The sequence below is a fragment of the Pseudomonas sp. RC4D1 genome, assembly GCF_018390395.1.
Lineage (GTDB): Bacteria > Pseudomonadota > Gammaproteobacteria > Pseudomonadales > Pseudomonadaceae > Aquipseudomonas > Aquipseudomonas danubii.
On the sequence record NZ_JAHBAW010000001.1, the window covers coordinates 2,652,387 to 2,678,321 of the forward strand.

General features: G+C 63.9%; 23 protein-coding genes. 4 read left to right on the top strand and 19 right to left on the bottom strand.

Translation table 11 applies throughout. The features are described from left to right. Positions 1-207: 207 nt before the first annotated feature. From KHO49_RS12245 to KHO49_RS12285, 9 genes are all read right to left on the bottom strand, one after another. Entirely contained in the window at positions 208-1,545 is a 1,338-nt protein-coding gene (locus KHO49_RS12245; RefSeq protein ID WP_213665064.1) for a TolC family outer membrane protein, read from the bottom strand. Then, the gene (locus KHO49_RS12250; RefSeq protein WP_213665065.1) at positions 1,542-2,891 is read right to left on the bottom strand and encodes an HlyD family type I secretion periplasmic adaptor subunit; all 1,350 of its coding nucleotides are present in this window, start codon (positions 2,889-2,891) and stop codon (positions 1,542-1,544) included. The genes KHO49_RS12245 and KHO49_RS12250 overlap by 4 nt, the downstream gene beginning before the upstream one ends. Then, positions 2,888-4,672, bottom strand: a complete 1,785-nt coding sequence (locus KHO49_RS12255; protein ID WP_110596218.1) for a type I secretion system permease/ATPase — start codon at positions 4,670-4,672, stop codon at positions 2,888-2,890. The genes KHO49_RS12250 and KHO49_RS12255 overlap by 4 nt, the downstream gene beginning before the upstream one ends. Before the next feature lie 218 nt (positions 4,673-4,890). Further along, on the bottom strand, positions 4,891-5,508 hold the full coding sequence (locus KHO49_RS12260; RefSeq protein ID WP_102865410.1) for a heme acquisition protein HasA: 618 nt from the start codon (positions 5,506-5,508) through the stop codon (positions 4,891-4,893). Between the two features lie 83 nt (positions 5,509-5,591). After that, on the bottom strand, positions 5,592-8,297 hold the full coding sequence (locus tag KHO49_RS12265; RefSeq protein ID WP_213665066.1) for a TonB-dependent receptor: 2,706 nt from the start codon (positions 8,295-8,297) through the stop codon (positions 5,592-5,594). A 132-nt stretch (positions 8,298-8,429) separates the two neighbouring features. Next, positions 8,430-9,443, bottom strand: coding sequence for a FecR family protein (locus tag KHO49_RS12270; protein ID WP_213665067.1), 1,014 nt, complete (start codon positions 9,441-9,443; stop codon positions 8,430-8,432). A gap of 63 nt (positions 9,444-9,506) precedes the next feature. Further along, on the bottom strand, positions 9,507-10,028 hold the full coding sequence (locus KHO49_RS12275) for an RNA polymerase sigma factor (RefSeq protein WP_102865512.1): 522 nt from the start codon (positions 10,026-10,028) through the stop codon (positions 9,507-9,509). A 121-nt stretch (positions 10,029-10,149) separates the two neighbouring features. After that, complete coding sequence (locus KHO49_RS12280; protein ID WP_110596220.1) at positions 10,150-10,596, bottom strand: DUF2442 domain-containing protein; 447 nt, start codon at positions 10,594-10,596, stop codon at positions 10,150-10,152. Beyond that, positions 10,593-11,015: a DUF4160 domain-containing protein gene (locus KHO49_RS12285; RefSeq protein ID WP_102882290.1), complete on the bottom strand. Its 423-nt coding sequence runs from the start codon at positions 11,013-11,015 to the stop codon at positions 10,593-10,595. The genes KHO49_RS12280 and KHO49_RS12285 overlap by 4 nt, the downstream gene beginning before the upstream one ends. A 341-nt stretch (positions 11,016-11,356) precedes the next feature. Here KHO49_RS12285 and aroQ point away from each other — a divergent pair, with 341 nt between their 5' ends. Both aroQ and KHO49_RS12295 read left to right on the top strand, forming a co-directional pair. After that, a complete protein-coding gene (aroQ, locus tag KHO49_RS12290; protein ID WP_102865405.1) occupies positions 11,357-11,806 on the top strand; it encodes a type II 3-dehydroquinate dehydratase in 450 nt (149 codons plus the stop codon). Further along, positions 11,803-12,657 carry a shikimate dehydrogenase gene (locus tag KHO49_RS12295; protein ID WP_110652065.1) on the top strand — a complete coding sequence of 285 codons (855 nt, stop codon included), beginning with the start codon at positions 11,803-11,805 and terminating at the stop codon, positions 12,655-12,657. Before aroQ ends, KHO49_RS12295 begins: the two co-directional genes overlap by 4 nt. A 120-nt stretch (positions 12,658-12,777) precedes the next feature. On the opposite strand, the gene KHO49_RS12300 is transcribed toward KHO49_RS12295, so the two are convergent. The 3 genes from KHO49_RS12300 to quiC all read right to left on the bottom strand — a co-directional run bounded on the left by KHO49_RS12300 (position 12,778) and on the right by quiC (position 15,810). Continuing rightward, positions 12,778-13,002, bottom strand: a complete 225-nt coding sequence (locus tag KHO49_RS12300; protein ID WP_016967259.1) for a hypothetical protein — start codon at positions 13,000-13,002, stop codon at positions 12,778-12,780. A gap of 115 nt (positions 13,003-13,117) precedes the next feature. Continuing rightward, positions 13,118-13,795, bottom strand: a complete 678-nt coding sequence (locus KHO49_RS12305) for a TetR/AcrR family transcriptional regulator (RefSeq protein WP_102882292.1) — start codon at positions 13,793-13,795, stop codon at positions 13,118-13,120. A 104-nt stretch (positions 13,796-13,899) separates the two neighbouring features. Next, a complete protein-coding gene (gene quiC / locus KHO49_RS12310) occupies positions 13,900-15,810 on the bottom strand; it encodes a 3-dehydroshikimate dehydratase QuiC (RefSeq protein WP_213665068.1) in 1,911 nt (636 codons plus the stop codon). 527 nt (positions 15,811-16,337) lie between these two features. Between quiC and KHO49_RS12315 the strand changes: the two genes are divergently transcribed. Both KHO49_RS12315 and KHO49_RS12320 read left to right on the top strand, forming a co-directional pair. Then, positions 16,338-17,672, top strand: a complete 1,335-nt coding sequence (locus KHO49_RS12315; protein ID WP_102882294.1) for an MFS transporter — start codon at positions 16,338-16,340, stop codon at positions 17,670-17,672. Between the two features lie 90 nt (positions 17,673-17,762). Next, entirely contained in the window at positions 17,763-19,385 is a 1,623-nt protein-coding gene (locus KHO49_RS12320) for a methyl-accepting chemotaxis protein (RefSeq protein WP_213665069.1), read from the top strand. Positions 19,386-19,391: 6 nt separating this feature from the next. Here the strand turns inward: KHO49_RS12320 and KHO49_RS12325 are convergent, their stop codons facing one another. From KHO49_RS12325 to pcaQ, 7 genes are all read right to left on the bottom strand, one after another. Then, on the bottom strand, positions 19,392-20,270 hold the full coding sequence (locus KHO49_RS12325) for a DMT family transporter (protein WP_213665070.1): 879 nt from the start codon (positions 20,268-20,270) through the stop codon (positions 19,392-19,394). A 100-nt stretch (positions 20,271-20,370) separates the two neighbouring features. Further along, the gene (locus tag KHO49_RS12330; protein ID WP_213665071.1) at positions 20,371-21,186 is read right to left on the bottom strand and encodes a sugar phosphate isomerase/epimerase family protein; all 816 of its coding nucleotides are present in this window, start codon (positions 21,184-21,186) and stop codon (positions 20,371-20,373) included. 7 nt (positions 21,187-21,193) lie between these two features. Next, positions 21,194-22,246 carry a Gfo/Idh/MocA family protein gene (locus KHO49_RS12335; protein WP_213665072.1) on the bottom strand — a complete coding sequence of 351 codons (1,053 nt, stop codon included), beginning with the start codon at positions 22,244-22,246 and terminating at the stop codon, positions 21,194-21,196. A 261-nt stretch (positions 22,247-22,507) separates the two neighbouring features. Continuing rightward, complete coding sequence (locus tag KHO49_RS12340) at positions 22,508-23,287, bottom strand: IclR family transcriptional regulator (RefSeq protein WP_123390380.1); 780 nt, start codon at positions 23,285-23,287, stop codon at positions 22,508-22,510. Between the two features lie 216 nt (positions 23,288-23,503). After that, the gene (gene pcaG, locus KHO49_RS12345; protein ID WP_102865394.1) at positions 23,504-24,109 is read right to left on the bottom strand and encodes a protocatechuate 3,4-dioxygenase subunit alpha; all 606 of its coding nucleotides are present in this window, start codon (positions 24,107-24,109) and stop codon (positions 23,504-23,506) included. A 10-nt stretch (positions 24,110-24,119) separates the two neighbouring features. Continuing rightward, positions 24,120-24,839 carry a protocatechuate 3,4-dioxygenase subunit beta gene (gene pcaH / locus KHO49_RS12350; RefSeq protein WP_123390378.1) on the bottom strand — a complete coding sequence of 240 codons (720 nt, stop codon included), beginning with the start codon at positions 24,837-24,839 and terminating at the stop codon, positions 24,120-24,122. A 103-nt stretch (positions 24,840-24,942) separates the two neighbouring features. Beyond that, entirely contained in the window at positions 24,943-25,872 is a 930-nt protein-coding gene (pcaQ, locus tag KHO49_RS12355) for a pca operon transcription factor PcaQ (RefSeq protein ID WP_102882301.1), read from the bottom strand. Between the last annotated feature and the right edge of the window lie 63 nt (positions 25,873-25,935).

The following is a 25,935-nucleotide window of genomic DNA, read 5'->3' on the forward strand; positions in this document are numbered from 1 at the left end:
TTTGCCCCGCTCCCCAACGGCCGTCCTCGAGACGGCCGTTGTCATTCTGGGCCGCCGATCCCCCTACCGCTTCCTGTAGCCGCTGCCGCAGGCTGCGATCGACTGCGAAGCAGGCGCAAACCTGACACCGCGGTGCATCAGGCACGTCTGCGTCGCCGGGTGTGCGGGGCTGCGCCCCGGTCGCAGCCTGCGGCAGCGGCCACAAGGTCAGCCCGCGGGTTGAAAGTACCCGGCCAGTTGCTGCAGGTCCTGTTCATTGAGCAGGCCGGCGTAGTACTTGAGCTCAATCCGTGCCAGCAGGTAGGCATGCCGGGCATCCGCCAGGTCACGACGGGCAGTGAACAGTTGCTGCTCGGCGTCCAGCACATCGAGGTTGACCCGTTCGCCACCCTGCACGCTTTTGCGGGTCGCGGTCACCAGGGCCTCGGCTGAGCTGACGGCCATTTCATAGGCGCGGACCTTGGCCGCGGCACTGGTGTTGAGGTTGAACTGCTTGCGCAGCTGGTTGAGGGTATTGGCGGTTTGCGCATCCAGTTCATATTGCGCCTGGGACAGCTGACTGGCCGCCTGGCGGGTCGAGGCCGAGACCGAACCACCGGCAAACAGCGGCAGGCTGACCTGGATACCCACGGTGTTGGTGTCGTACTGCTGGTTGTAGGTGCTCTCCGAATCAGAGCGGGTCTGCCGGCTGCTGGCGTACAGGCTGATCTTGGGCAGGTGCCCGGCGCGCTTGCGCTCCACTTCGTATTCCGCCGCCCGCAGGGCCTGCTGCTGGGAAGCCAGTTCAGGGTTGTTGGCCATGGCCAGGTCGCGCCAACTGTCGAAGCGGTTGGGCTGCAGCGGCTGGATCTCGAACTGCCGGGTCAGCGGGTCCAGCTCGTCGATCTGCAACGGCTCGCCGACTATGGCTTGCAGCTCGCGCAGGGCCGCATCCTGCTGGTCCTGGGCCTCGATCTCTTGCGCCAGGGCCAGGCTCAAACGGGCCTGGGTCTCCAGCACATCGGTGCGGGTGCCCTCGCCGCCCTTGAGCAGACGTTCATTGAGCTGCAAGCGTTCGGCGTAGGCGCGTTTCTGTGCCCGGCTCAGTTCGATGCGCTCCTGGGCCAGCAGCGCCTGGCTGTAGGCACTGAGCAGGCGCACCGCCAGTTCCTGGCTCTTGCCGCGAAAACGCTCGTCGGAAAACAGCGCCTGGGCCGAGCCCTGGCGATAGCGCGCATAGGCCTCGTAGTCCAGCAACGGCTGTTGCAGGGTCAGAGTCGAGGCATAGCTGCGATAGTCACGATCGGTGGTGACATCGCCACGAACCGTGTCCTGGGTCACCTCGGACTGGTTGCGCGAATTGTTGTAGCTCCAGGACAGGTTCGGCAACAGCCCGGCACGGCCGATGGCCCGGTTCTCTTCACCGGCATCGCGCTCCTTGATCGCCGCCTGGAAGGTCGGGTCGTTACGCAGAGCCAGATCGTAGGCATCGAGCAAACCCAGGGCCAGGGCCGACGGGCTGCTCAGCAGGCACAGCAGCGCGAGCAAGCAAAAGGCGCGAGTCATTCTTCCACCAACGCCATATGAGTCCGGTCCAGCAGGGGCTTGAACAGGTAGTTGAGCATCGAACGCTCGCCGGTACGGACAAAGGCCTCCACCGGCATCCCCGGACGGATCTGCAAGCCCTGCAACTGCTGCATGCCTTCGGCGCTGACCGTGGCGCGCAAGGTGTAGTAGGGCTCTTCGGTACGTTCGTCGACCTGGCGATCGGCGGACACCAGGGTCACTTCCCCCGGCACCCTCGGCGTGGTGCTCTGGTTGAAGGCCGAGAACATCAGTTCCACGGGCAGCCCCGGGTGCACTTTGTCCACCAGTTGCACCGGCACCCGCGCCTCCACCAGCAGCGGCTCGTCCTGGGGCACGATGTCCATCAGCGGCTGGCCCGGCTTGATCACTCCGCCCTCGGTGTACACCTCCAGGCCCACCACCACCCCGGCAGCCGGGGCGCGCACCTGGTTGTTGGCCAGTTCGAACTCGGCGGAGGCCAGGCGATTGCGCAGGTCTTCGGTGCGAATCCGGGTGTCGGCCAACTGGCTGCGCAGGTCTTTCTGGAAGTCCTCGGTGGACTGGCGGATGCGCAGGCGCAGTTCGAGGATCTGCCGCTGCAACTGGCCGATGCGGCCGAAGTCCTCGGCGATCGAGCCGTCGATCTGCGCGTACAGGCGTTCGCTGTCCAGCAGGCGATTGCGCGGGATGTAGCCGTCCCGGGCCAGCTCCCGCAGGCCCTGCAACTGTTCGTTCAAGGCACTGCGCTGTTGCCGCTTGCTGGCCTGGGAATCCCGGGTACCGCGCAACTGCGCTTCGGAGCCGGCAATGGTTTCGGCAATCCCCTGTTGCTCCATGCTCAGGGCCTGGCGCCGGCTGCTGAACAGCTGCCGTTGCAGGGCCAGGCTGGCGGCCACCTCAGGTTCGCTCGCCAAGGCCTGGAGCTGAGGATCAAAGACGATCTCGCTGGCGCCATCGCGCTCGGCATTGAGTCGCGCTTCGCTGGCCAGGGACCCCAGGTACTGACTGCGCAAGGACTGCATCTGGGTGCGCAGCGGGGTCTCGTTGAGGCGCAGCAGCACCTGCCCGGCGCTGACCCGGTCGCCCTCCTTGACCTCGATCCGCTCGACGATGCCGCCGCTCTGGTGCTGCACCGTCTTGCGATGGCCCGAGACCATGACCTTGCCCGATACCGCCACGCCCTTGTCCAGCGGCGCCAGGGCGGCCCAGCCGATAAACCCGGCAAAGCCTCCCAGCACCAGGAGCCAGCCGAGGCGTGAATACTTCCTGTCGTCCAGGGACAACACATTGCTGGCGGCGGGCCCCGCGAGCGGCGCAACAGAGCCTGTGGATACATTCGCCTTCATGCTTTTTTCCCTTCGCCGCCGGCCACGCCCAGTCGGTAATTCATGTTCAGGCTGGTCACCGGATTACTCACCGGTACCGCGGGCGGCGGCGCGGCCTTGGCCTTCTGGTTCGCCTCTAGCACCCGCGCCGTCGGGCCGAAGGCTTGCAGCTGGCCTTCGCGCAGGATCATCAGTTGGTCGGTGAGGGTCAGCACGTTGGGCTTGTGAGTGATCAGCACCAGGGTCCGCTGCCGTTGCTTGAGTTGGCTGATGGCCTGCAACAGCGCCTGTTCGCCAGCTTCATCAAGGTTGGAGTTGGGTTCGTCGAGCACGATCAGCGCCGGCAAGCCGTACAACGCACGCGCCAGGCCGATGCGCTGGCGCTGCCCGCCGGACAGCCCGGCACCACCCTCACCCAGGCGCGTGTCATAGCCCTGGGGCAGTTGCAGGATCAACTCATGCACCCCGGCCATTTGCGCAGCCTGCAGGACCTGATCGGAGTCCAGCGCGCCGAAACGCGCGATGTTCTCGGCAATGCTGCCGGCGAACAATTGGATGTCCTGGGGCAGGTAGCCGATATGCGGGCCCAGTTGCTGCTTGTCCCACTGGGCCAGGTCCGCGCCATCCAGGCGCACCTTTCCCGTCAGGGGCGTCCAGGCACCGACCAACAGCCGAGCCAGGGTGGACTTGCCGCAACCGGAAGGGCCGATCACCCCCAGGACCTGGCCGGCCTCCAGGGTGAAGCCGAGGTTGCTCAGGGCCGGACGGCGACTTCCCGGGGCACAGGCACTCAATTGCTCGACACTCAACTTGCCCTTGGGCGTCGGCAGGCTCATGCGCACCGGCCGTGGCGGATTGGCCTGCAACAGCTCGGACAAGCGCTCGTAGGCCAGGCGCGCCGAGCTCCATTGCTTCCAGACCGCGATCAACTGGTCGATGGGGCTGAGCACCCGGCCCATGAGGATCGAGCCGGCGATCATCATCCCCGGGGTGATCTGCCCCTGCACCGCCAGCCACGCGCCCAGGCCCAATACCAGGGACTGCAAGGCCATGCGCACGCCCTTGGACCAGGCGCTGATAGTGGCGGTCTTTTCACTGGCCAGGTTCTGCTGAGCGAGAAAGCCCTGGTGACCGACGAACCAGCGCTCGCGCAGCGCGCCGAGCATGCCCATGGCTTCGATGGCGTCGGCGTTGCGCAGGTTGGCCGTGGCCTGCTGGCTGGTGATGATCGACAACTGGCTGGCCTGGGCCAGCGGCGCCTGGCAGATATGCTGGTTGATCCAGGCCAGCGCCACCAACAGCAGCGCACCGCCCAGGGCCAACAGACCGAGCCAGGGGTGAAAGAGGAAGATCACCAGCAGATAGACCGGGAACCAGGGCGCGTCGAAGAAGGCGAACAAGGCATTGCCGGTGGCGAACTGGCGCAGCGCGGTCAGGTCATTCAAGGCCTGGCCGGCGGCCTGGGGGCTGCCCTTGAGCTGGGCCTCGAACGCGGCGTCATACACCCGCTGGTTCAGGCGCATGTCCATCTGGGTGCCGAGGTGGATCACCACCTGGCTGCGCACCCACTCCAACGCCCCCATCAGGCCGAACAGGCCGAGGATCATCAGCGTCAGCATCAACAGGGTCATCTGATTGCCCGAGGCCAGCACCCGGTCGTAGACCTGCAGCATGTACAGGGCCGGGGCCAGCATCAGCAGATTGATCACCGCCGAGAACAGGCCGATGTTGAAAAAGCCGCCCTTGTAGGCCGTCAGGGCCGCCAGCGTCTCGGAAGCGGCAAGTGGATTCGGCCTGCTCATCAAGGTGTCCTGTGCAGAGTTTAGGGATACAGGGTCTTCCGCTCAGACAGAGCGGAACGACAAGAGGCGCGCCCGGTGCGTTGACAGGCACCCCGGCGCTCCCCAGAATTTGCCACCGCCGCCGCCCTGGCCTTCGAAAACTCGGGCGACGGAGGTGAGTCAAACCAGCGAATGGAGGAGCGATCCTGCATTCGCTTTTTTATGCCTCAAGCCGGCACTCAGGCGGCCAGTGCCCAGTCCTGGGCCACGTCCTGCACACCCACCAGGCCGACATCGGCTGCGGCGGCGGCAGCCGGGGTGACGTGGGCAACACCGGCGGCGGCCAGGTCGTCGAAAGTGGAGTTCACCGACAGGCTTGGGTCGATCGCCTTGAGCAGGGCATCGATCTCGCCGGCCAGCGCCGAGCTGTCGCCGCTCATCAGGCCGTAGACCACCTTGTGCACTTCACCGGCACGGCCTTCATCTTTCAGGCTGTTGAGGCCCAGGTTGCTGAAGCTGACTTCCTGGCTGACCAGGTGGTAGTTGCTGCCCGAACCACCGGCGAGGGTGTCGCCCAGAGAAACGCTGTCCAGCGAGCCCCACAGCGTGTGGCTCGGGTTGCTGAACAGGGTGTAATGCAGGTTGCCGTCGGCCACGAAGGCGGCGTCGCTGGCGGTGCTCTTGATGGCGTACTGGGTGCCGTCGAACGGGCCCGGGTTGAAACCACCGGTATTGGTGCCATCAACCACTTCGCCTGGGCGGTGGTTGACGTCGCCGAAATAGGCCGACCAGTCAGTCAGGTATTGCGCAACAGTGTTACCGCCGTAGGTAGCGCTGTAAGAGATCGAAATGCTCATGCAAAACTCCAATACATTAGGTGGGTCAGGTCCGCAGCACGCCAGTGCCTGCTGCGGTTTTGCCCTTCAATGGGCAAAAGCGGTCAGAACTGATATTCCACGGTGCCCTGCAAGGTGCGGCCACGGCCGAGGGTGAAGGCCAGGACATCGCCGAGGGGCACCAGGTAGGCGCGGTCGGTGACGTTTTCCATGGCCAGGCGCAGGGTCAGTTCTTCAGTGGCCCGGTAGCTGCCATACAGGTCGTAGACGGTGTAGGGCTTCCAGTCGGCCGGGTAGACACCGGTCTGGCTCACGGTCCCAGTCGCCGAGCCGGCGATCGAGTAGCCGGCGCTGTAGCGGGCCCGGGCACCGATATCCAGTTTGCGTTCGAAAAAGCGCGCGCCCAGGGTCAGGGTGCCGCGGTCCATGGGCATGTGTTCGGCCGAACCGAGGATCGCGGCGTTGCAGCGGCTGGCATTGTTGGCCGCATCATCGGGACGCATGCCGGTGACAATCGCGCCCCGCCCTGTGCCGTTCTTCACCGGCTGGGTCACCCCTCCCAGCCAGGCGGTCTTCATGCAGAAATCGTTGTCGCCGATCATGTGGGTGTAATTGAGCTGGCCGTAGGCGCGACCGGCGTCATAGTCGAGCTGGTACTCGACGCCCTTGAAGCGGGTGCTGCTGAGATCGTTGACGTAGGCGCTGTTGCCGATGCCGGGGGAGCCATAGCCCGGGGGCTGCACGCCCATGGCCATGTAGATGAAGTCATCGACCCGGGTATCGAAGTAGGCCACCTTGATGCCCAGGCGGTCATCGTTGAACCAGAGGTTTTCCTTGAAGACGTTGACCCCCGCTTCCCAGGTGGTGGAGCGCTCTGGCTTGAGGAAGGGGTTGGGAAAGGTGCTCTCAGAACCTCCACCATGGGGGCGTCCGGTGATCATGGTTTCGGTCACCGCCGGTGGCCGCCAGCCCTTGCCATAGCTGGCGAACAGTTGCAGCCACTCGACCCCGGGCTTGACCGACAGGCCGAAGGTCGGCGAGAAGCGCCCTTCCTGGTTGTCGATGTCATAGGCCACCGGCACCGAGATTTGCTGGGGCGTCTTGCCGATCACGAAGGTGCGGGTGTTGATTCCGGTTTCGCCGCGCAGGCGGTAGCGGTCGTAACGCAAGCCGGCATTGAGGTTCAGCCAACCGTCGTAGTCGAAGTCCAGGCGGGTGAACAGGCTGCCCAGGGCTCGATCGCCCTCGGGGGTCATGCTCGCCGCAGGCGAGGCACTGACCGCCGAGCCCTTGGGCACCGGCTGGCTGGAGTCGGGACGGACCTTGTCGTAGAAGAACTCCAGGCCGTAGTTGGCCTTCAGCGTGGACAGCCCGCCCAGGGCAAAGGTCGACGTGTTCTGCGCCTGGGCGCCATAGGTATCGGTCTGGTAGGTGATCGAGTAGCCAGGGCTGCTGCGGCGGGTCAGGGTGCTCTGGTCATTGCTGTTGTCGACGTAATAGAGCTTGGCCTTGAAGTCGATCAACGGGTTGTCCGGGGTGTAGCTGTAGTCGAGGCCGACGTTCTGCGAATGCACATCGCTGCTGCCGAGCTTTTCCCAGAGCTGATCCTTGTTCTCGGTGTTCATCATGTTGGCGTCGTCGTAGGACACCTCAGTGGTCAGGTAGCTCAGTTGCAGACGCTGGTCCTGGGGCAGGTTGAGCCCCAGCTTGACCAGGCGCGAGCGCATCACCGAAGCGGAATAGGCCACCTTGGAATGCTTCACTCGATCATTGATCGACGGGTCCATCCAGCTCCCGGTGCGCAATTCGCCAATGCCGCCACGGGTCCCCGGCTTGTAGTCCCCCAGGTGTCGTTCACTGGCAGCCAGCAGCATGTCCCAGACTTCGGTGCCGATGGCGAAGGCGGAACTGCCGATGAAGTGAGTGCCGTTGCTGCGGCCGCCCAAGCCGGTGGTCAGGCGAATTCGGCCGCCGATCTCCTGGCCGGGCTTGAGCAGGTCGCGGGCCTCGATGGTGCGAAAGTTGGCGACCCCGCCGATCACTCCAGCCCCGCCCATGGTGGAGGTGGCGCCCTTCTCCACCACCACTTCGGAGAGCAGCTCGGGGTCGACATAGAGCGTTCCGTTGCGCTGCTGGTGGCCGCTCTGCTGATAGTTCTGGCGCATGCCGTCCACCGACATGTTGACCCGACCATAGTCCTGGATGCCGCGGATGTTCACCGACACGCCCGGGTCCTGCTGGCTGAGCGCCGAATACACGCCGGACGTTTCCTCCAGCATTTCGGCGGCATGCCGCGGTGGATTGCGATCAAGTTGCTCGCGCCCGACCACGCTCACCGAGCGTGGCGCGTTGTATACCCAATCGCTCTGCCGGCCTTCGAGGTCGCCGGAAATCGTGGTGGGGGCCAAGGCCAGGGCGCCATCACGTCCGGTCTCCACCCGACTCAGGGTCACCTGGCGCTCGCCGCTAAAGCGGTACTCCACCGGCGCATTGCCCAGCAGCCGGGCCAGTCCTTCCTCGGCGCCGTAGCGGCCCTTGAGCGGCGAGCTGTGCAAGCCATGCAGGCGCAGGCTGTCGAACAGCACCTGCACCCCGGCCTGCTCGGCAAAAGCCAGCACCGCACTGCCGAGGGCCTGGGCAGGGATATCGAAATCCAGTTCGCGTGGTTGCTGAGCACTCTGCGGGGCTACGCCCACGGGCTCTGCCGCGTGCAACAAACCGCCTCCTGCCAACAGCCCTGCTACGCCCAAGTGAATGGCCAGGGCCAGACGACTTGCGGCGTGAATTCCAGTGCGACTGCCTACCCTCATGTTCCTGATTCCTGCGCTGGCTACTTTCTGTGCATGCGAATGCATCTCAATTAGCTAGACGTGCCAGGCAGGAAAACTCAGTAAGGTTTTTTCAGTTATTTTTCGCCGAAGGTGAAAAAAGGCCCGCAGGCCTCAATAAATAAGGCTGACGCCGGCCAGGTCGAAACGCTGCACCTGCAACTCCTGGGTGAGGGTGACCAGGGCCGCGTCGAGCATATCCAGACGGAACACACCGCTGACCTGACGCTGGGCCAGGGCACTGTTGGTCAGCACCACCCGCCCGGGTCGATAGCGATTGAGGCGCTCCACCACCACGCTCAAGGGCTGGCGATCGAACACCAGGACTCCACGTCGCCAACTGGTGGCGCGCTGCAGGTCGAGCCCATCAAGTGCCACCACCCCCGACTGCGAGTCATAGCGCACGCTCTGTCCCTCTTGCAGAACCCGCTCGGAAACGCCGCGTTGCGCCGGGGCATCCAGGCTCACGGCGACACTGTGCTGCAACACCCCAACCCAGGCTTGTTGATCGCTCTCGCGCCCGACCACAAAACGGGTGCCCAGGGCCCGGGTCTGGCCGCTGGCGCTGTGCACGATGAAAGGTCGTTGCTCCTCTCCGACCATGGGCGCCACATCAAACACTGCGGAGCCGGCCAGCAATTGGATCTGACGCTTGTCGCCGCTGTAATCCAGGCGAATGGCGCTGCTCGAGTCCAGTTCCACTTGGCTGCCATCGGCCAGTTGCACGATGCGCACCTCGCCCTTGCCGGTCTGGTAGTCGGCCTGCAGGTACAGCAGTGCCTGCGGCCCTTGCAGCCAGCCCAGGGCCACCGCCAGAACCAGCATGGCCGCACTGGCGACCCGCACCAGCCGGCGTCGACGGCGCGGGCGCTGTATTGTCGCCGCAGGCCGTTCCACCTGGCGTCTTGGTGGGGCAGTGGCCGCCAGCTCGGGGTCCAGGCGCAGTTCGCCCAAGGCCTCCCAGGTCTGCCGGGCAAACACCAGAGCCTGGGGATGACGCGGGTCCTCGGCCTGCCATTGGGCAAGCTGCGCCTGCTCGGTGGCGCTCAGGCCTCCCGCGTGCAAACGCACCGCCCAATCGGCGGCGGCCTCGGTGATACTGCGCTCTTGCGGACCCTGGCTATTCACGTGTGAATCTCGATTTCTCGTTATATATAAGCAGTGACGTCTGACCCCGACTTTTACCGTAACTCACTGGTCAACCGGCCGACCGTCGGTAGCCTGCAGGCGTTGCATCACATAAGCCAGCGCCCGGGACAGGTGCTTTTGCACCGAGCTGTCGGAGATATTCAGGTGCCGGGCCACCTCGGCGTGGGTCATGCCTTCGATACGGTTCAGGCGGAAGATTTCCTGAGTGCGCGCAGGCAGCTCCGTGATCGCCTGTTTCAGTGCCTTGCGCTGTTGTTGCGCCATCGCCTGAGCCTCCAACCCGGCCGCCTCATCCTCGATGTCGGCCAGTACTTCATGGGGCACGGTCTCGGTCTTGCGCCGCGCCTCCTGACGTACATGGTCGATCAGCAGGTTGTTCGCCGTGCGGTAGAGATAGCCCTGGGAGTTGTCGATCCGCTCACCGCGCGTTTGCTCGGCCAGCCGCAGAAAACTCTCCTGCACCAGATCTGCGGCCAACTGCGGGTCCCGTACCTTGCGCGCCAGGTACCCACGCAAGGTCGCGGCATGCTTGAGAAACAGTCCCTTGAGATCCACGTCCGACAAACCGACTCCCTGGAACATGAAGGAAATTGCCGGCATCTTACGGCCAGTCGAGAATGATTTTCAATTGATATCAGTATTCATTAGCGATCACTTACACCAGTTGCCAGCCGCTTTCCAGGACCTAGGCTGGCACCTCGACCTTGCGCGGCCGGCCGCCCTTCTTGCCATTCAGGCGCGCCGCCCGAGCCTTGGCCGCGCTGCTTTGCCGACCGTTACGGGAGGCGACTAACTGGGTCGCCAGTTTCATCAGCGGCTCGCTGGCCGACAGCAGCCCGACAATCGACACCTGCAGATCCACGGCTTCATGGCACACCGCTGTGGCGGAAAAGCCCAGCTGCAGTTGCTGCAAATGGGTGTCGCTCAGCGCCGCCAGCTCCGGATAGTTTTCCACAGGCAAATGAATCGAGCTGCCATCGGCAAAGCCCAGGCACAGGCACCCGGCCGCATAGCTCAAGGTACTGACTTGCAAACCCGCGTCGTGACGCGCCTCACCACGTTCGACCGCTTGATCCAGCAGTTCCTGGGTCAAGGGCACATCGACGGGCACCGCTGCTTTGACGACTTTCATAGTTCGATCTCCACTCCTTGCGCCGCACCCACAAGGGTCAGGCGAGTCAGGTTTCGTTGTTCCTCGTAGTGCGCTGACTCGATCAGGTACACCCTGCAGCCGGCGCTTGAACCTTCCACCACAGCGTTCGCTTGCCAATCCCACAACTGCTGCTCAAGGCACAAGGTGCGCAGCTTGCTCCACCAGATACGCCGAGCCAGATGCACCCGTTGCTTCAAGGCCTGGCGCAAGCCTTCAAGGACTGCCAGTGCCGGGCGACGGCCATGGGGGACAACGTCCCAGAGCTCGACGCCGTTGTGCCAGAAGCTGAAGCGAAAACGGGCACTCCAACGACCGCCATCCACATGCACATGGGGTGGGCAATGTTCGTCACGCAACATGACGACGACCGCATAGCCCTTGTAAACGAACACTTTCATGCTAACCCATCCGTTAGGTTATCGAGTCCAAAGACTCGTGTTTCCATGATTAATCCGACCACCGGCCTGAAAGGGCAGCAGTGAGGTGACCTGCTTGAGGTTAGTCCCGGAGAAGGTCAGGAAGGCCTCCGGGCAGCCGCAAAGTCGTCAGCATTTATTGCCGGGCAAGGCCTCGCCACGGCCATCGCCAACAACAGCGTTCGGTTATCGAACACTTAATCAGCCTTCCCGGGTTCCGCTCTCGGCCATCAATTGACCAAATTAACCAGTTAGTACAATTTACCTCCCCAGTGCCTCGTACCCTCTCCCGAGGCTGACAATAACAACGGAGATCTACCCCCATGCGTCCTATCGTTCTGGTGCTTAACGGCCCGAACCTGAACCTGCTCGGCAGCCGTGAACCTGCCACTTACGGCCACGAAACCCTGGCCGATGTCTCGGCCTTGTGCGGCCGTGCCGCCGAGGAATTGGGCCTGGCCGTGGAGTTTCGCCAGACCAACCACGAAGGCGAATTGCTGGACTGGATCCACGCCGCCCGCGGGCGCTGCGCCGGCATCGTGATCAACCCCGCCGCCTGGACCCACACCTCGGTGGCGATCCGCGATGCGCTGGTGGCCAGTGAACTGCCGGTGATCGAAGTGCACCTGTCCAACGTCCACGCCCGCGAACCGTTCCGCCATCACTCCTTTGTCTCGGGTATTGCCCTGGCGGTGATGTGCGGCTTTGGCAGCCACGGCTATCGCCTGGCGCTGGAACACTTCAGCCTGCGGTTCAAGGAGCAAGGTCTATGACAGGCCATACAGGCGTACTCGCCGGACTGATCGGCGCCGGCATCCAGGCTTCACGCACCCCGGCCCTGCATGAACACGAAGGCGACGCGCAAAACCTGCGCTACCTCTACCGGTTGATCGATCTGGACCAGCTGGGGCTCGACAGCAGCGCCCTGCCCGACCTGCTCAGCGCCGCCGAACGGATGAACTTCACCGGCCTGAACATCACCTTTCCCTGCAAGCAGAGCATCTTGCCGCTACTGGACGAACTGTCCCCGGAAGCTCGCGGCATTGGCGCGGTCAACACCGTGGTCCTCAAGGACGGCAAGCGGGTCGGCCACAACACCGACTGCCTGGGGTTTGCCGAAGGGTTCCGGCGCGGTCTGCAAGGCGTGGCCAGACGGCACGTGGTGCAGATGGGGGCCGGCGGCGCCGGAGCGGCAGTGGCCCACGCCCTGCTCAGTGAGGGTGTGGAGCAACTGAGCATTTTCGATGTGGAAAACCAGCGGGCGCAGAGCCTGGCGGACAACCTCAACCAGCATTTCGGCGCCGCTCGGGCCAAGGCCGGTGGCGACCTGCCCAGCACCCTGGCGAGCGCCGACGGCCTGGTGAACACCACGCCCATGGGCATGGCCAAGCTGCCGGGCACGCCGGTGCCGGTGGAACTGCTGCGGGCGGAGCTGTGGGTGGCCGAGATCGTCTACTTCCCGCTGGAAACCGAGCTGCTGCGCAATGCCCGCGCCCTGGGTTGCCGAACCCTGGATGGCGGCACCATGGCGGTGTTCCAGGCGGTCAAGGCGTTCGAGCTGTTCAGCGGCCAGAGCGCCAACCCGCAACGGATGCTGGCGCACTTCCACAGCATGAATGGCTGAAATACGCCTGTGGCCGCTGCCGCAGGCTGCGACAGGCCCGCAGGGGCCTCGGCATTCGTCAGGACGCTGGCGAGCCTGCGGCTCGTTCGCAGCCTTCGGCAGCGGCTACAGGTCCTGCGTTTACTCGGGCTTGAGCTGCAGGCGCGCAAGCAGGCCGATCAACAGCACGTTGAAGAGAATCATCAGCAGACTGCCGAACAGGCCCACCAGATTGATCACCGAGCTCGGCAGCCAGTCGAATACGCTGAAACCGGTCAGGGACAGCAGGCGCTCACCGAACCAGAACGAGTCAACGACGATCATCAGGATCAGGATGATTTTAAGCGTTGGGACGGGGTTACCCATGGTGCCTTCCTTGTCGTGGGGGATGATGCGAGAGCCGGGGTGGCGAGGCGATCTTACGGACGCTTTCGCCAGCAAGCCAGCGCCTGACAAGCCAACCCGGCCCTAAAGCTCCGGGTCAGGCCTGCAGGTAGCGCAGCACCGATTCGCAGATCATTTCCCGGTGCCGCTGCTTGATGCTTTCGTCCGGCAGGTCGATCTGGAAGATCTCGCCAAAGGTGTGACGGTTCGACACCCGATAGAAGCAGAACGAGCTGATCAGCAAGTGCACGTCCAGCGGGTCCAGGCCACTGCGGAACACGCCTTCCTGCGCGCCGCGCTCAAGGATCTCGCCCAGGGCATGGAGGATGGTGTTGTTCATTGCCTTGATTACGCCGGACTGCTTCACGTACTCGGCCTTGTGGATATTCTCGATGCTGACGATGCGCACGAAATCGACATTGCGGTCGTGGTGATCGAAGGTGAACTCCACCAGCCGACGAATCGCCTCCCGCGGTGCCAGCTCGGCCAGATGCAGGCGGCTCTCGGTGCTTCGGATATCGCCGTAGAGTTTTTCCAGGACTTCGACGTACAGCTGCTCCTTGCTGCCGAAGTAGTAATAGATCATGCGCTTGGAGGTATGGATGCGCTCGGCGATCGCATCCACCCGCGCACCGGAAAGTCCCTGCTGGACGAACTCGACAATAGCTTCTTGAAGGATGTTCTCGCGGGTTTTTTCCGGGTTGTTCTTGCGACTCTTGCGCGGTTCGAGAGCAGGCTCATCGGACGCAATCGAGCGTTCACTGGTCATTGTCATTCTGGGCTCACGGCCATCACTGAACACGCGGGCGATTATGAGCCGCGTCCTGTCGCGAAAGAAAGCACAGAGGCGGTGGATTACCGCCTCCGGTTACCAATGCGCTACAACTTGGCCTGGCGCACCGCGCCACTGCGAGACTTGGCCATGGCCGCCAGGCGCACCGCAACGTTGGCCGCACCATAGCCGGCGTAGCCGTTCTTGCGCTGGATGATCTCGAAGAAGAACCGCCCCTCGAACGGTTCGGTGTAGACGTGAAACAGCTCGCCGCCCTGGGCATCGCGGTCATACAGGACGTTGTAGTAGGCCAATTCGCTGAGAAACTCGTCATCGAAATCAAAACGCGCCGCCAGGTCGTCGTAGTAATTGAGCGGAATATCCAGCAGCGGCACTCCGGCCTGCTTGGCCCGGCTGACCTCGGCGAAAAGGTCGTCGCAGTCGAAGGCAATGTGATGCACCCCGCTGCCACGATAACTGGACAGCGCGTGGGAAATCGCGGTGTTGCGGTTCTCCGAGATGTTCAGCGGCAAGCGGATCGAGCTGCAACGGCTGCGCAGGGCGCGGCTTTTCACCAGGCCATAAGGATCGGGCAGCACCACTTCATCATCGGCCTCGAAATCCAGCAGGCTCTTGTAGAACAGCGCCCAGCTGTCGAGGCTGTCCGCCGGCAGGGCCATGGCCATGTGGTCGATACGCTTGAGGCCGCCCTTGGCCTGCACATCGTCATGCATGTTGAAGTCGGTGTCGTACAGGTGCTGACCGCCCTGCTGCGGGTCCACCAGATAGATCAGGCTGCCATCGGGCTCGCGCACCGCCGCCAGTTCCAGCTCGTTGGGGCCCACCAGGCCGCGATAAGGCTGGCCCTTGTAGGCCACCGCCCGCTCCAGGGCCTTGGCGCTGTCCTTGACCCGGATGGCCGTGGCACACACTGAAGGGCCATGGGCCTCGAAGAAGCTGTGGGCGAAGGAATAGGGCTCGGAGTTGAGGATCAGGTTGATATCGCCCTGACGCATCAGGCTCACGCTCTTGGAACGATGCTGTCCGGCCTTGGCAAAACCCAGGCGCTCCAGCCAGCTCCCCAGCTTGGCGCCCAGGGCATCGTCCACCGCGAACTCAAGGAACTCGGTGCCGCCATAGGCTTCAACCGCTGGCGGGGCGAACAGAATGTCCAGGTTGGCCACGGGTTGCGCCTCTTGTAGCAGGCGCTCGCGGGTCTTCTCTTCCAGGTACAGCAAGGAGCGCAAGCCGTCGGCGGCATTGGCCCGCGGCGGCGCGGCGCGAAAGCCGTCGTTGAAGATTTCCAGGGACAGCGGCCCGGTGTAGCCGCTCTTGATGATCGGCGCCAGAAACCCCGGCAGATCGAACTCGCCCTGGCCCGGAAAACAGCGGAAATGCCGGCTCCACTCCAGTACATCCATGGCCAGGATCGGCGCATCGGCCATCTGCACGAAGAAGATCTTGTCCCCGGGAATCTCGGCAATCGCCGCCGGGTCGCCCTTGAGCGACAGGGTATGGAAGCTGTCCAGCAACACCCCGAGGTTGGGGTGATCGGCGCTGCGCACGATGTCCCAGACCTGTTGATAGGTATTCACATGGCGGCCCCAGGCCAGGGCCTCGTAGCCGATGCGCAAGCCACGGGCGCCGGCTCGCTCGGCCAGCAGGTGCAGATCGTCGATAAGGATCTGCCGCTCGCCGAGGCTGTCGGCCTGGGCATTGCTGCACACCAGCACCAGGTCGGTGCCCAGTTCCTGCATCAGGTCGAATTTGCGTTCGGCACGTTCCAGGTTGCGTGCCAGGCGATCGCGGCGGCAGCCCTCGAAATCCCGAAACGGCTGGAACAGGGTGATGGCGATCCCCAGGTCGGCGCACATCTGCCTGATTTCCCGAGGGCTACCGTCGTAATAGAGAAGGTCGTTCTCGAAAATCTCCACCCCATCGAAGCCGGCGGCGGCGATGGCTTCGAGTTTTTCCGGCAGGGTGCCGCTCAAGGAAACGGTGGCAATGGAACGCTGCATGATTGAACTCCCGGGGGATGACGGCCGGTGGCACCCGAGCCTTTTATTCGATGTTGCGGATTATTCCACAGCATGATTTAAAGTGTACGAACCAGTTAGTTTTGTGTTCGATTATCGAACAAAAAGCCGCTTGGCGAATTGACGATTTTTCAGCCACTGCGCACCATCGACAGCACATTGAGCCGCCCCAAGAAACCGTGGCTTCAATCACCCAGACCCAGAACACACCATAAAAATTTTAAAAATCGGGTACATCCTCATGCTTGCACTCAACGCCCCGCCCTGCTGCTCATCCCTTTGGCTCGCGCCTGGAACGGCCTCAATCGGCACCCTGGATCACGACCCGCTACTGCCCTGAGCGGAGCGTCGTACCGATGGCGTTCGCCGGTCCGCAATCAACGGCTCGACGAACCAAACCAGCCGATCAATCACCCAGTCCCTGGCGCTCATGCCCTCGCTGACGATTGATCACGCGCCCTTGAGTTCCGACGAGCCCTGGCTCGTCAGTCACTGAACGGATGGCCTATATGATTCCTTCCCAAAGCTCTCGCATCGCCCCGAGCCTCAGTGTTGCCGGCGGCATCGGCGACAAGATCCGCGGCGCCATGGCCGTCGGCAAGACCCGCTGGGGCATGCTCGCCCTGGTGTTCTTCGCCACCACCCTGAACTACATCGATCGCGCCGCACTGGGCGTGATGCAGCCGATCCTGGCCAAGGAAATGAACTGGACGGCGATGGACTACGCCAACATCAACTTCTGGTTCCAGGTCGGTTACGCCGTGGGCTTCGTGCTGCAAGGGCGACTGATCGACCGAGTCGGCGTGAAACGGGTGTTCTTCTTCGCCGTGCTGCTGTGGAGCCTGGCCACCGGCGCTCATGGCCTGGCCACTTCGGCGGCAGGCTTCATGGTTTGCCGCTTCATTCTCGGGCTCACTGAAGCCGCCAACTACCCGGCCTGCGTGAAGACCACGCGCCTGTGGTTCCCGGCCGGCGAACGCGCGGTAGCCACCGGCATCTTCAACGCCGGGACCAACGTCGGCGCTATGTTCACCCCCATGCTGCTGCCGTTGATCCTCCACGCCTGGGGCTGGCAAGCGGCGTTCCTGTGCATGGCGGCACTGGGCGGCGTCTGGCTGCTGTTCTGGGGCCTGAAGTACTTCAACCCGGAAGATCACCCCAGCGTCAAAGCCTCGGAACTGGCCTACATCCAGCAACAAGTGGAACCCGAGCCGACCCGCGTGCCCTTCAGCCGCATCCTGCGCATGCGTGGCACCTGGGCCTTCGCCCTGGCCTACTCGCTGACCGCGCCGGTGTTCTGGTTCTACCTGTACTGGCTGCCGCCGTTCCTCAACCAGCAGTACAACCTGGGGATCAACGTCACCCAGATGGGCATCCCGCTGATCATCATCTACCTGACCGCCGACTTCGGCAGCGTCGGTGGCGGCATCCTCTCCTCGTTCCTCATCGGTCGCGGCATGAACCCGATCAAGGCGCGGCTGCTGTCGATGTTCCTGTTCGCCTGCTGCATCATCGGCGTGATCATGGCCGCCGGCACCGCCAACCTGTGGCTGGCCGTGTTCGCCATCTCCCTGGGGATCGGTGCCCACCAGGCCTGGACTGCCAACATCTGGAGCCTGGTGATGGACTACACGCCCAAGCACATGATGAGCACCGTGTTCGGCTTTGGCGGCATGTGCGCGGCCATCGGCGGCATGTTCATGACCCAGATCGTCGGCCACATCCTGACCGTCACCAACAACAACTACACCCTGCTGTTCACCCTGATCCCGGCCATGTACTTCATCGCCCTGACCTGGATGTACTTCATGGCCCCGCGCAAGATTCCTCACGTAGAAGACTGATGCTCCTTTCACGCAGGCCCGCTCAGGGCCTGCGTTTTTTTATCGGCTCCCCCTCCCCCCTTTTGTTTTTCCACACTCGGAGATCGTCCCATGACGCTGGGTAACCTGAGCATCGCCAAACGCGCCGTGATCAGCTTCGGCGTGATTGCCCTGCTGGTCCTGCTGCAGGGGCTGTTCGCCCTCAAGCAAGTGGCCGAAGTCCGCGCCACCGGCCAGCACACCGAAAACATTTCCCTGCCCAGCACCCGCTACCTGGGAGAAGTGCGCGACTACGTGTTGAGCATCCGCGTGCTGAGCCTGCGCATGGCCCTCAACCGTGAACCCAAAGTGCTGGAAAGCACCATTGCCCGCCTGCATCAGGTACAAGCCTGGCTCGACCAGGCCCTGGCCAGGTTCGCGCCGCTGGTGGGCGATCACAACCGGGTGCAATACGAGACATTCCTCGCCACGGTAAAAAGCTACCAACAGGCCCTGGCCCAGTACGAAGCCCTGTCCCAGGACAATCGCAGCAGCGAGATGACGGCCCTGCTCAACGGCAAGATCCAGGATTACTCGACCCAGACCGGCGACCAGTTCGCCGAACTGATGAACCTGACTGCCGAGGAAGTCAGCCAGTCGGCCCAGCATGCAGACGCGCTGTACACCCAGGTAAAAATCACGGTGATCGGCGCCCTGATCGCCGTCGCCCTGCTGACCCTGTGCCTGGCCTGGCTGTTGATTCGCAGCATCGTCGTGCCCATCCGCCAGGCCGTGGGCGTGGCCGAGCAAGTGGCCGCCGGCGATCTCAGCCGACCGATCCACAGCGAGGGCAGCGATGAAACCGCGCGCCTGCTCAAGGCCCTGGCCAGCATGCAGGCCAGCCTGCGTGAAACCCTGCAACTGATCAGCAGCACCTCGACCCAGCTGGCCGCCGCCGCGCAACAGATGAGCCAGAGCACCCACCAGGACTCCAGCCGCCTACAGCAGCAACACAACGAAATCGAGCAAGCCGCCACAGCCGTCAACGAGATGACCGTGGCCGTCGAGGAAGTGGCGCGCAACGCGGTGTCCACCTCCGACACCACCCGCCAGTCCACCACCCAGGCGACCCAGGGGCAGGCCCGGGTGATCCAGACCCTGGACTCGATCCAGGCCATGAGCAGCGATGTCGGCACCGCCTTGCAGCAAGTGCAGACCCTGGCCGAGCAATCACGGGAAATCGGCAAGGTGCTGGACGTGATCCGCGCCATTGCCGAACAGACCAACCTGCTGGCCCTGAACGCCGCCATCGAGGCCGCGCGAGCTGGAGAAGCCGGCCGCGGCTTTGCCGTGGTGGCAGACGAAGTGCGGGCCCTGGCCCATCGCACCCAGCAGTCGACCCAGGAAATCGAACAGATGATCGGCCGGGTCCAGGGCGACACCGACAGCGTGGTGCAGTCCATGCACGGCAACAATCAGCGGGTGGCCCAGACCCTGTCCATCGCCGAACAGGCCGGGCTGGCCCTGGGGGAAATCACCCGGGCCATGGAGCAGATCCACGAGCGCAACCTGGTGATCGCCAGTGCCTCGGAAGAACAGGCCCAGGTGGCCCGTGAAGTGGACCGCAACCTGCTGAACATCCGCGACCTGTCCCTGGAAAGCGCCGACGCCGCCACGCGCACCAACGCCACCAGCCAGGAGCTGTCGCACTTGGCGGCCGGCCTGCAGAACCTGGTGGTGCGCTTCCGTTTCTGAGTCGTCTCAGCGGCGGCGTTGCTGCCAGGCCGCCGCCAGCCCGCTGAGGCAGATCACGGCGATGCCCACTTGGGTAATCGCATCCGGCGTGTGGTTGAACAGCAGCCAGCCCAGCAGCCCGGCAAAGACAATCTGGCAATAGCCGAACGGCGCCAGCAGCGCCGGCGCCGCGTGACGAAAGGCCTGGGTCAGGAACAGATGGGCACTCATGCCGCAAGCCCCCAGCGCCAGCATCAACAGGCCATGAACCAAGCCCGGGGTCTGCCAGAAGAACGGCACCAGCGCACTCATCACCAGGGTGTTGCACAGCCCGGCGAAGAAGTTGCTGGTGGTGGGGCTGTCATGCTCGGCCAGCTTGCGGGTCAGCAGTTGATAGAAACAGAAAAACAGCGCCGAGCAGAACGGCAGCAACACCGCCGGCGTGAACAGCTCGCCCCCCGGATGAACGATGATCAGCACCCCGATGAAACCGCAGATCACCGCCAGCCATTGGCCACGGGTCACCTGCTCGCCGAGCAAAGGCACCGACAACGCGGTGACCAACACCGGTGCGAGAAAGTTGACCGCGGTGGCCTCGGCCAGGGGAATGAACAGCAGTGCCGAGGTGAACAGCAAACTGGTGCTCAGCAGGCACAAGGCCCGCAGCAATTGCAGCAACGGTCGCTTGCTGCGCAGCACCCGCAGGCCCGATTGTGGCAGGAAGATCCCGGCCATCAGCAAGGTATGAATCAGGTAACGGGCCCAGACCACCATGATCACCGGGAAGAACCCCGACAGGTATTTGGACAGGGCATCGTGGCTGGCGAACAGGAAGGTCGCCAGGACGATCAGCAGAATGCCCTTGAAAGGGTGATTGATCCCGGAAAGGGGCGTGCTGCGGGTCATGGGCATTCCTTGGGGTGATTGAAAACACGGCTTCGCGGTCCGCCAGCGCCTACCGGATATTTGTAGGAGCCGGCTTGCCGGCGAAAGCCCTCCCGCCGTCTCAGGTCCTGGCCAGCAGCGCGCGGGTTGCATCCAGCGCCATCTGTGCCCGCTGCAAGGCACTCACGCCCTGTTCGAGCAATTGCACCGTGGGAATTTCCAGACTCAGGGGCAACTCCGGCGGCAGACACTTGAGCAACCCCGCCAGATCACAATCGCCCTCCCCTGGAAAGCGCCGCTCGTTACGGGCCTGACGCAGGATCTCCTGCATATCGTCCGGCCGTGGCCCGGCAACGTCGCACAACTGTGCATAACGCAGGCGCGCCGGATCAACCTTGGCCAGGTCCTCCAGGCGCGAACCCGAACGGTCGAAATGGAAGGCGTCCACCAGCACGCAGCCATTGTCACGGCCGGCGTTTTCCACCACCCGCAGCGCCTGTTCCAGGTTGCGTGCATCGGTCCAGGGCATGAATTCCAGATGGGGATGCAGCCCGTACTGCCGCGCCAGATCGCACAAGGCGGCGAAGTTGTCGGTCATGCGCGCCTCATCGGGATCATTGCCCGCCACCAGCAACTCGCTGGCGGCAAACTCGGCGCCCACCGCCAGCACCGCCTCGAAGTCGCGGACCCGGGTCTGTGGCTTGAGCCGCAGGATCTCCACATCCAGCACCCGCACGCCGCTATCACGCAGGCGCGCCAGGGTCTGGCGCCGCAAGCCGGCATCGGCCACCAGCGGGAAGTGATGTTCCTCCGGGGTTGCCGGCACCAGCCGCAGGCCCACATGGCTGTAGCCGGCACGGGCCGCCACGTCCACCATCTCTGGCGGCGACAGCTCCAGCACGGTCAGGCTGGCCAGGGAAAAAATCCGCTCACTCATCAGTCGTTCACTCAATAGGGGTGGGGGTGCAGGCGCGGCCCGTGGCGGCGGCCTGGCGAATGGCTTCAATCAGCGCCAGGGTGCGCGCGGCATCGGCGGCGCTGACCAGCGGCGCGACTTCGCCGCGGGCGACCTTGACGAAATGCTGCAGTTGCAAGCGCGACGCCTCATCCGGCACGAAGCTTTCCTGCTGCATCAACAAGGGCTGGTGCCAACCGGCGCCCGCCTCGGCGTAGTGCCAGCGCTTGAGCTGAGGAATGCTCAAGGCCCCCTGAGTGCCGGCCAGCAGGTAGCAAGGCTGATCGGCCTGGCGCGGGTACACCGGGTTCTCCCCGGAATCCAGCTCCCAGCTCCAGGGCGCGGCCACCGCGTCGGAACCGGTGAGGCTGCCCAGGGCGCCGCTGTCGAACTGCAACAGCACCGCGGCGCAATCTTCATTGGCGTAACCACGCACGTGATTGCTGGTGATGGCCTGCACTTGTCGCACTTCGCCGCACAGGTGGCGCAGCAGATCGAGGTCGTGGATCAGGTTGGTCAGCAACATGCCGGCGCCGGGCTCACGGCGCCAGGGGATGTCGAAGTAGCTCTCGGGCTTTTGCAACTGCCAGAGTGCAGTGACCGTGGTTAGCCGGCCCAGAGCGCCGCTGTGCACCAGTTCATGGGCACGGGCGATCAACGGGTTGTGTCGTCGATGGTGCCCCACCAGCACCGGCACGCCAGTGTTGCGCGATGCCGCCACCAGCTCGCGCACTTCATCCAGGTGCACGCCCACGGGTTTTTCCAGCAGCACCGGCACGCCTGCGGCCAGGCAATCCAGGGCCGTGCTGACGTGGAGGTTGTTGGGATTGGCGACGATCACCGCATCCGGGCGCATGTCCTTGAGCAAGGTCCGGTGATCGCTGAAATGCGGCACCTGCCACTGCCCGGCAATGGCTTGCGCCTGGGGCCCGGGATCGGCCACGGCGCACAGTCGGGCCTCGGCCAGGGTCTTGAGGTGCTGATAGTGCTGCTGCCCCATATTGCCGACGCCGATCAGGGCAATGCGCAGTGGCGGATTCAATGGAAGATCCTCTTGTGATTGTTATAGGGACAATGAATTCCAAATATTTAGAACTCAGTTCCATTTTCATACAAGAGGGATAAAAAATACCGTCCGATTATCGAACGGCTTTGTGCCGAGCCGAAGTCTGTGTAGCCGCTGCCGCAGGCTGCGAACGGCTGTGCAACAGACGCGGCGATATCAAGGCCACCACACGCCCGACGGTAGATCGCCAAGCAAGGCCCTGCGGGTCTTTGCGCAGCCTCGCAGGCTCGGCAGCGGCTACAGGTTGAACAGTTCGGAAGCCTGGCTGGCGGCCGACAGCTCTTCGGCAAATCGCAGCAGCAACGGCGCCAGCTCATGCAGCCGCGCCAACGGTAGGCGCGCACTGGGACCGGCGATGCTGAGCACCCCCACCACCCGGCCATCGATGGGATGGCGCACCACCGCGGCAATCGCCGAGGTGCCGACCGCCGAGCTTTCTTCGACCCAGGCATAGCCCTGCTCGCGGGCCAGGCGCAGGCGCTCCAGCAACTCGATGTTCGAGCGCGGTGCATTGGGCCCCAGGTCCGCCGGGGGCTCCACACCCTGGCGCTCCACCAGCGACAACGCCTCGGCGTCACTCAGCGTGGCCAGCCAGGCATGCCCGGAAGCGGTGTAGAACAGCGGCGCCTCGCGGCCCATGTCCGGGTCGTAACGCAGCCCGGAACGGGCGCCCTGGGACTTGGCGATCCAGGTCTGGCGCTCGCCCTCGATCACTCCCAGGCGCACCAGCTCGCCGGACTCCTGGGCCAGACGATCGAGCACCGGCTGGACAATGTCGGCGCCGCTGACCGAAAGGTAGCGAAAGCCCATGGCCACCAGCCGGGTGGACAGTTGGTAACGCAGGTTGTCCGGGTTCTGGCGCACGTAGCCCAGGCGAATCAACTCCGCCAGCAGGCGATGGGTTGCACTTTTGGGGATCTCCAGTTGTTCCGCCAGGGTCTGCAACGGCAGGCCGCGGGGATCACCGGTAAGACGTTCGAGAACGCTGAAGACGCGTTCGATTTGACTGCCAGCCATGGTCGGGTCCCGACAAAATTTGGCCGATTCTAGTGACAACGGGCCGGTTGGGGAACTGCGCGGCAGGGTTCGATGACCGCCCAGAAGCGACGAGGCCGGACCTTGGGGCCCGGCACAACGTCTTGTGCGCAGATTAGCCGAGCCCGGCTATTTTTTGGAACAACCTTCCATAAACCAGTCAGGACCGAAGCTTGCCATCCGTGGCGGGACGCTGGGTCAAAAATCGAAGAACACCGTCTCGCCCTCACCCTGAATGCGGATATCGAAGCGGTAGGCGCGCTGGCCGTTCACTTCACAGGGGTGAGCCAGCAGGGTTTCCCGACGTTGCGGCTGCTCGATCAGGTTCAACACCGGGCACTGGGCGTTAGCCTCGGGCTCGTCGGCAAAGTACAACCGGGTATGCAGGTGGATGTTGATCCCCCTGGCAAACAGCGACAGGTTGATGTGCGGCGCCATCGGCACGCCGGCGGCGTTGTTCACCACCCCGGGCTTGACGGTATGGAGGGTCCATTCCCCGGCATCGAAGGTGGTGGCGGTGCGGCCAAAGCAGTTGAAGGGCTTTTCCGTGTCGAACACCGGGTCGTAGACCCCGGCAGAATCGGCCTGCCAGAACTCCAGGAAGGAGTCGCGCACCAGGTGGCCGTTGCCGTCGTACACATGGCCGATCAGCAGAATCCGCTCGCCCGGCGCATCGGGCTTGGCCATCTGGTTCCAGATTTCCTCGGGACGGGTCGGGTTTCCCGCCGCCGCCAGGGCCAGGCCGATGTGCACGTAGGGGCCGGCCGTTTGCGAGGGGGTTTCAGGCAGCAGTTGAACAGGCATGGCAGGCTCCTCAGCAGTTTTCGAAGTGGGTCTTGCGCTGGCCGCGCAGCACGATGTCGAAGCGGTAGGCCAGGCAATCCATGGGGTTGGCGTTGCCCATGTCCAGGCGCGCGATCAGACTCTGCACCGCGTCCGGGTTGGCGATGGACTTGACGATCGGGCACAGCGGGATCAACGGGTCGCCTTCGAAATACAGCTGGGTGATCAGCCGCGTGGCAATCGACGGGCCGCTGATGGAGAAGTGGATATGCGCCGGGCGCCAGTCGTTGGGACCGTTGCGCCAGGGGTAAGGCCCGGGCTTGATGGTGCGGAAGCTGTAGTAGCCGTCACGGTCGGTGAGGGCTCGGCCGACGCCGCCGAAGTTCGGATCGAGGGGCGCCAGGTAGCGGTCGTTCTTGTGCCGGTAACGGCCACCGGCGTTGGCCTGCCACATTTCCACCAGGGTGTGGGGGATCGGCTTGCCATATTGATCGCAGACCCGCCCGGAAACGATGATCCGCTCCCCGATCGGCAAGCCGCCGTGGTTGAAGTTGAGCAGCAAGTCGTTATCGAAACGCCCGGTGCGCAAGTGGGAGAAGTCCGGGCCGCTGGTTTCGCTGGCCGATTGCGGAATGCTCACCAGTGCCTGGCGCGGCGAGCGGGCGACGGAGGTCTTGTAGTCGGGGGTCAGGGCCTTGGGGTGCCAATTACGGTCGCGAATCACGAAGCGACTGCTGTCTGCATCAGACATGTCGATCTCCTGTTGTTTGATTTATGGAGCGCAGCCGGCGCAGTTTCAAACAAACCAGGAGCGGGGAAAATTGAAAAGCCGCCCACCATCCATAACCAAAAGGTTATGGATAACTGCCCTCGTGGTAGGCCCGCCCCACTTCCCTGAGCACATCCACCGCCCATTGCGCCGCCAGGGACAGCGGCAGGCTGGCATTGCTGGAGATACCCACCGAACCACCGGGCTCGCGCAGGCCCAGATCCAGCTCCTGCAACTCGCCATTGGCCAGGTCCAGACGCACCGCATCCAGCGGCGCTATCCACAATGCATCGCTGGACAGGGTGTAGCGCCGGCTCAGGGCCACCGACAGGGTTTCCAGGCGTTGTTGCGACTGGGCGATACCGCACTGAATGAACAGGCTGTCGGCGTGCTTGCGAATGCTGGTGCCAGCCAGGGGCAGTACCAGCGGATAGGCGCTGAGCGCGTCGCGATCCAGGGGCCCGGTCGCCAGGGGATGCTCGGGGCGGGCCACCAGGGTCATGGATTCGCTGTACAGGTGCTCGAAGCTCAGGCCGTGGATCTCCGGACTCTCGGTCATGCGGCCGACCACCAGATCCAGATCACCGACTCGCAGTTGCGAAAGCAGATGGGCGCTGGGGCCGGTCAGCACACTCACGGTCAACGCCGAATGCCGCTGGTGCAGGCGCCGCATCACCTCCGGCAGCAGCAGGCTTTCCACCGTGGACAGCACGCCGATACGCACCAGCCCGGCAGCGTATTCGCCGCCGCGCAAGCTGCTGACGCCTTCGCGCAGGGCCTGCACCGAAGGCCCGGCATAGCGCAGGAAGGCTCGCCCGGCTTCGGTCAGGCTGAGCCCGGCCTTGCTCCTGGCAAACAGCCGAGTGTCCAGCAGCTCCTCCAGTTCCTTGAGGGTTTTCGACATTGCCGGCTGGCTCACCGACAGCACGTCGGCGGCCCGCGCCAGGCTGCCTTGGCGGGCCATTTCAAGAAAACACACCAAGTGACGGAATTTGATGCGGGTATCGATGTTCAATAGGGAGCCCCGAATGCGCCAGGAGCGGAGAGATCCGCAATCGGGCCATGGTAGCGTGCGCAA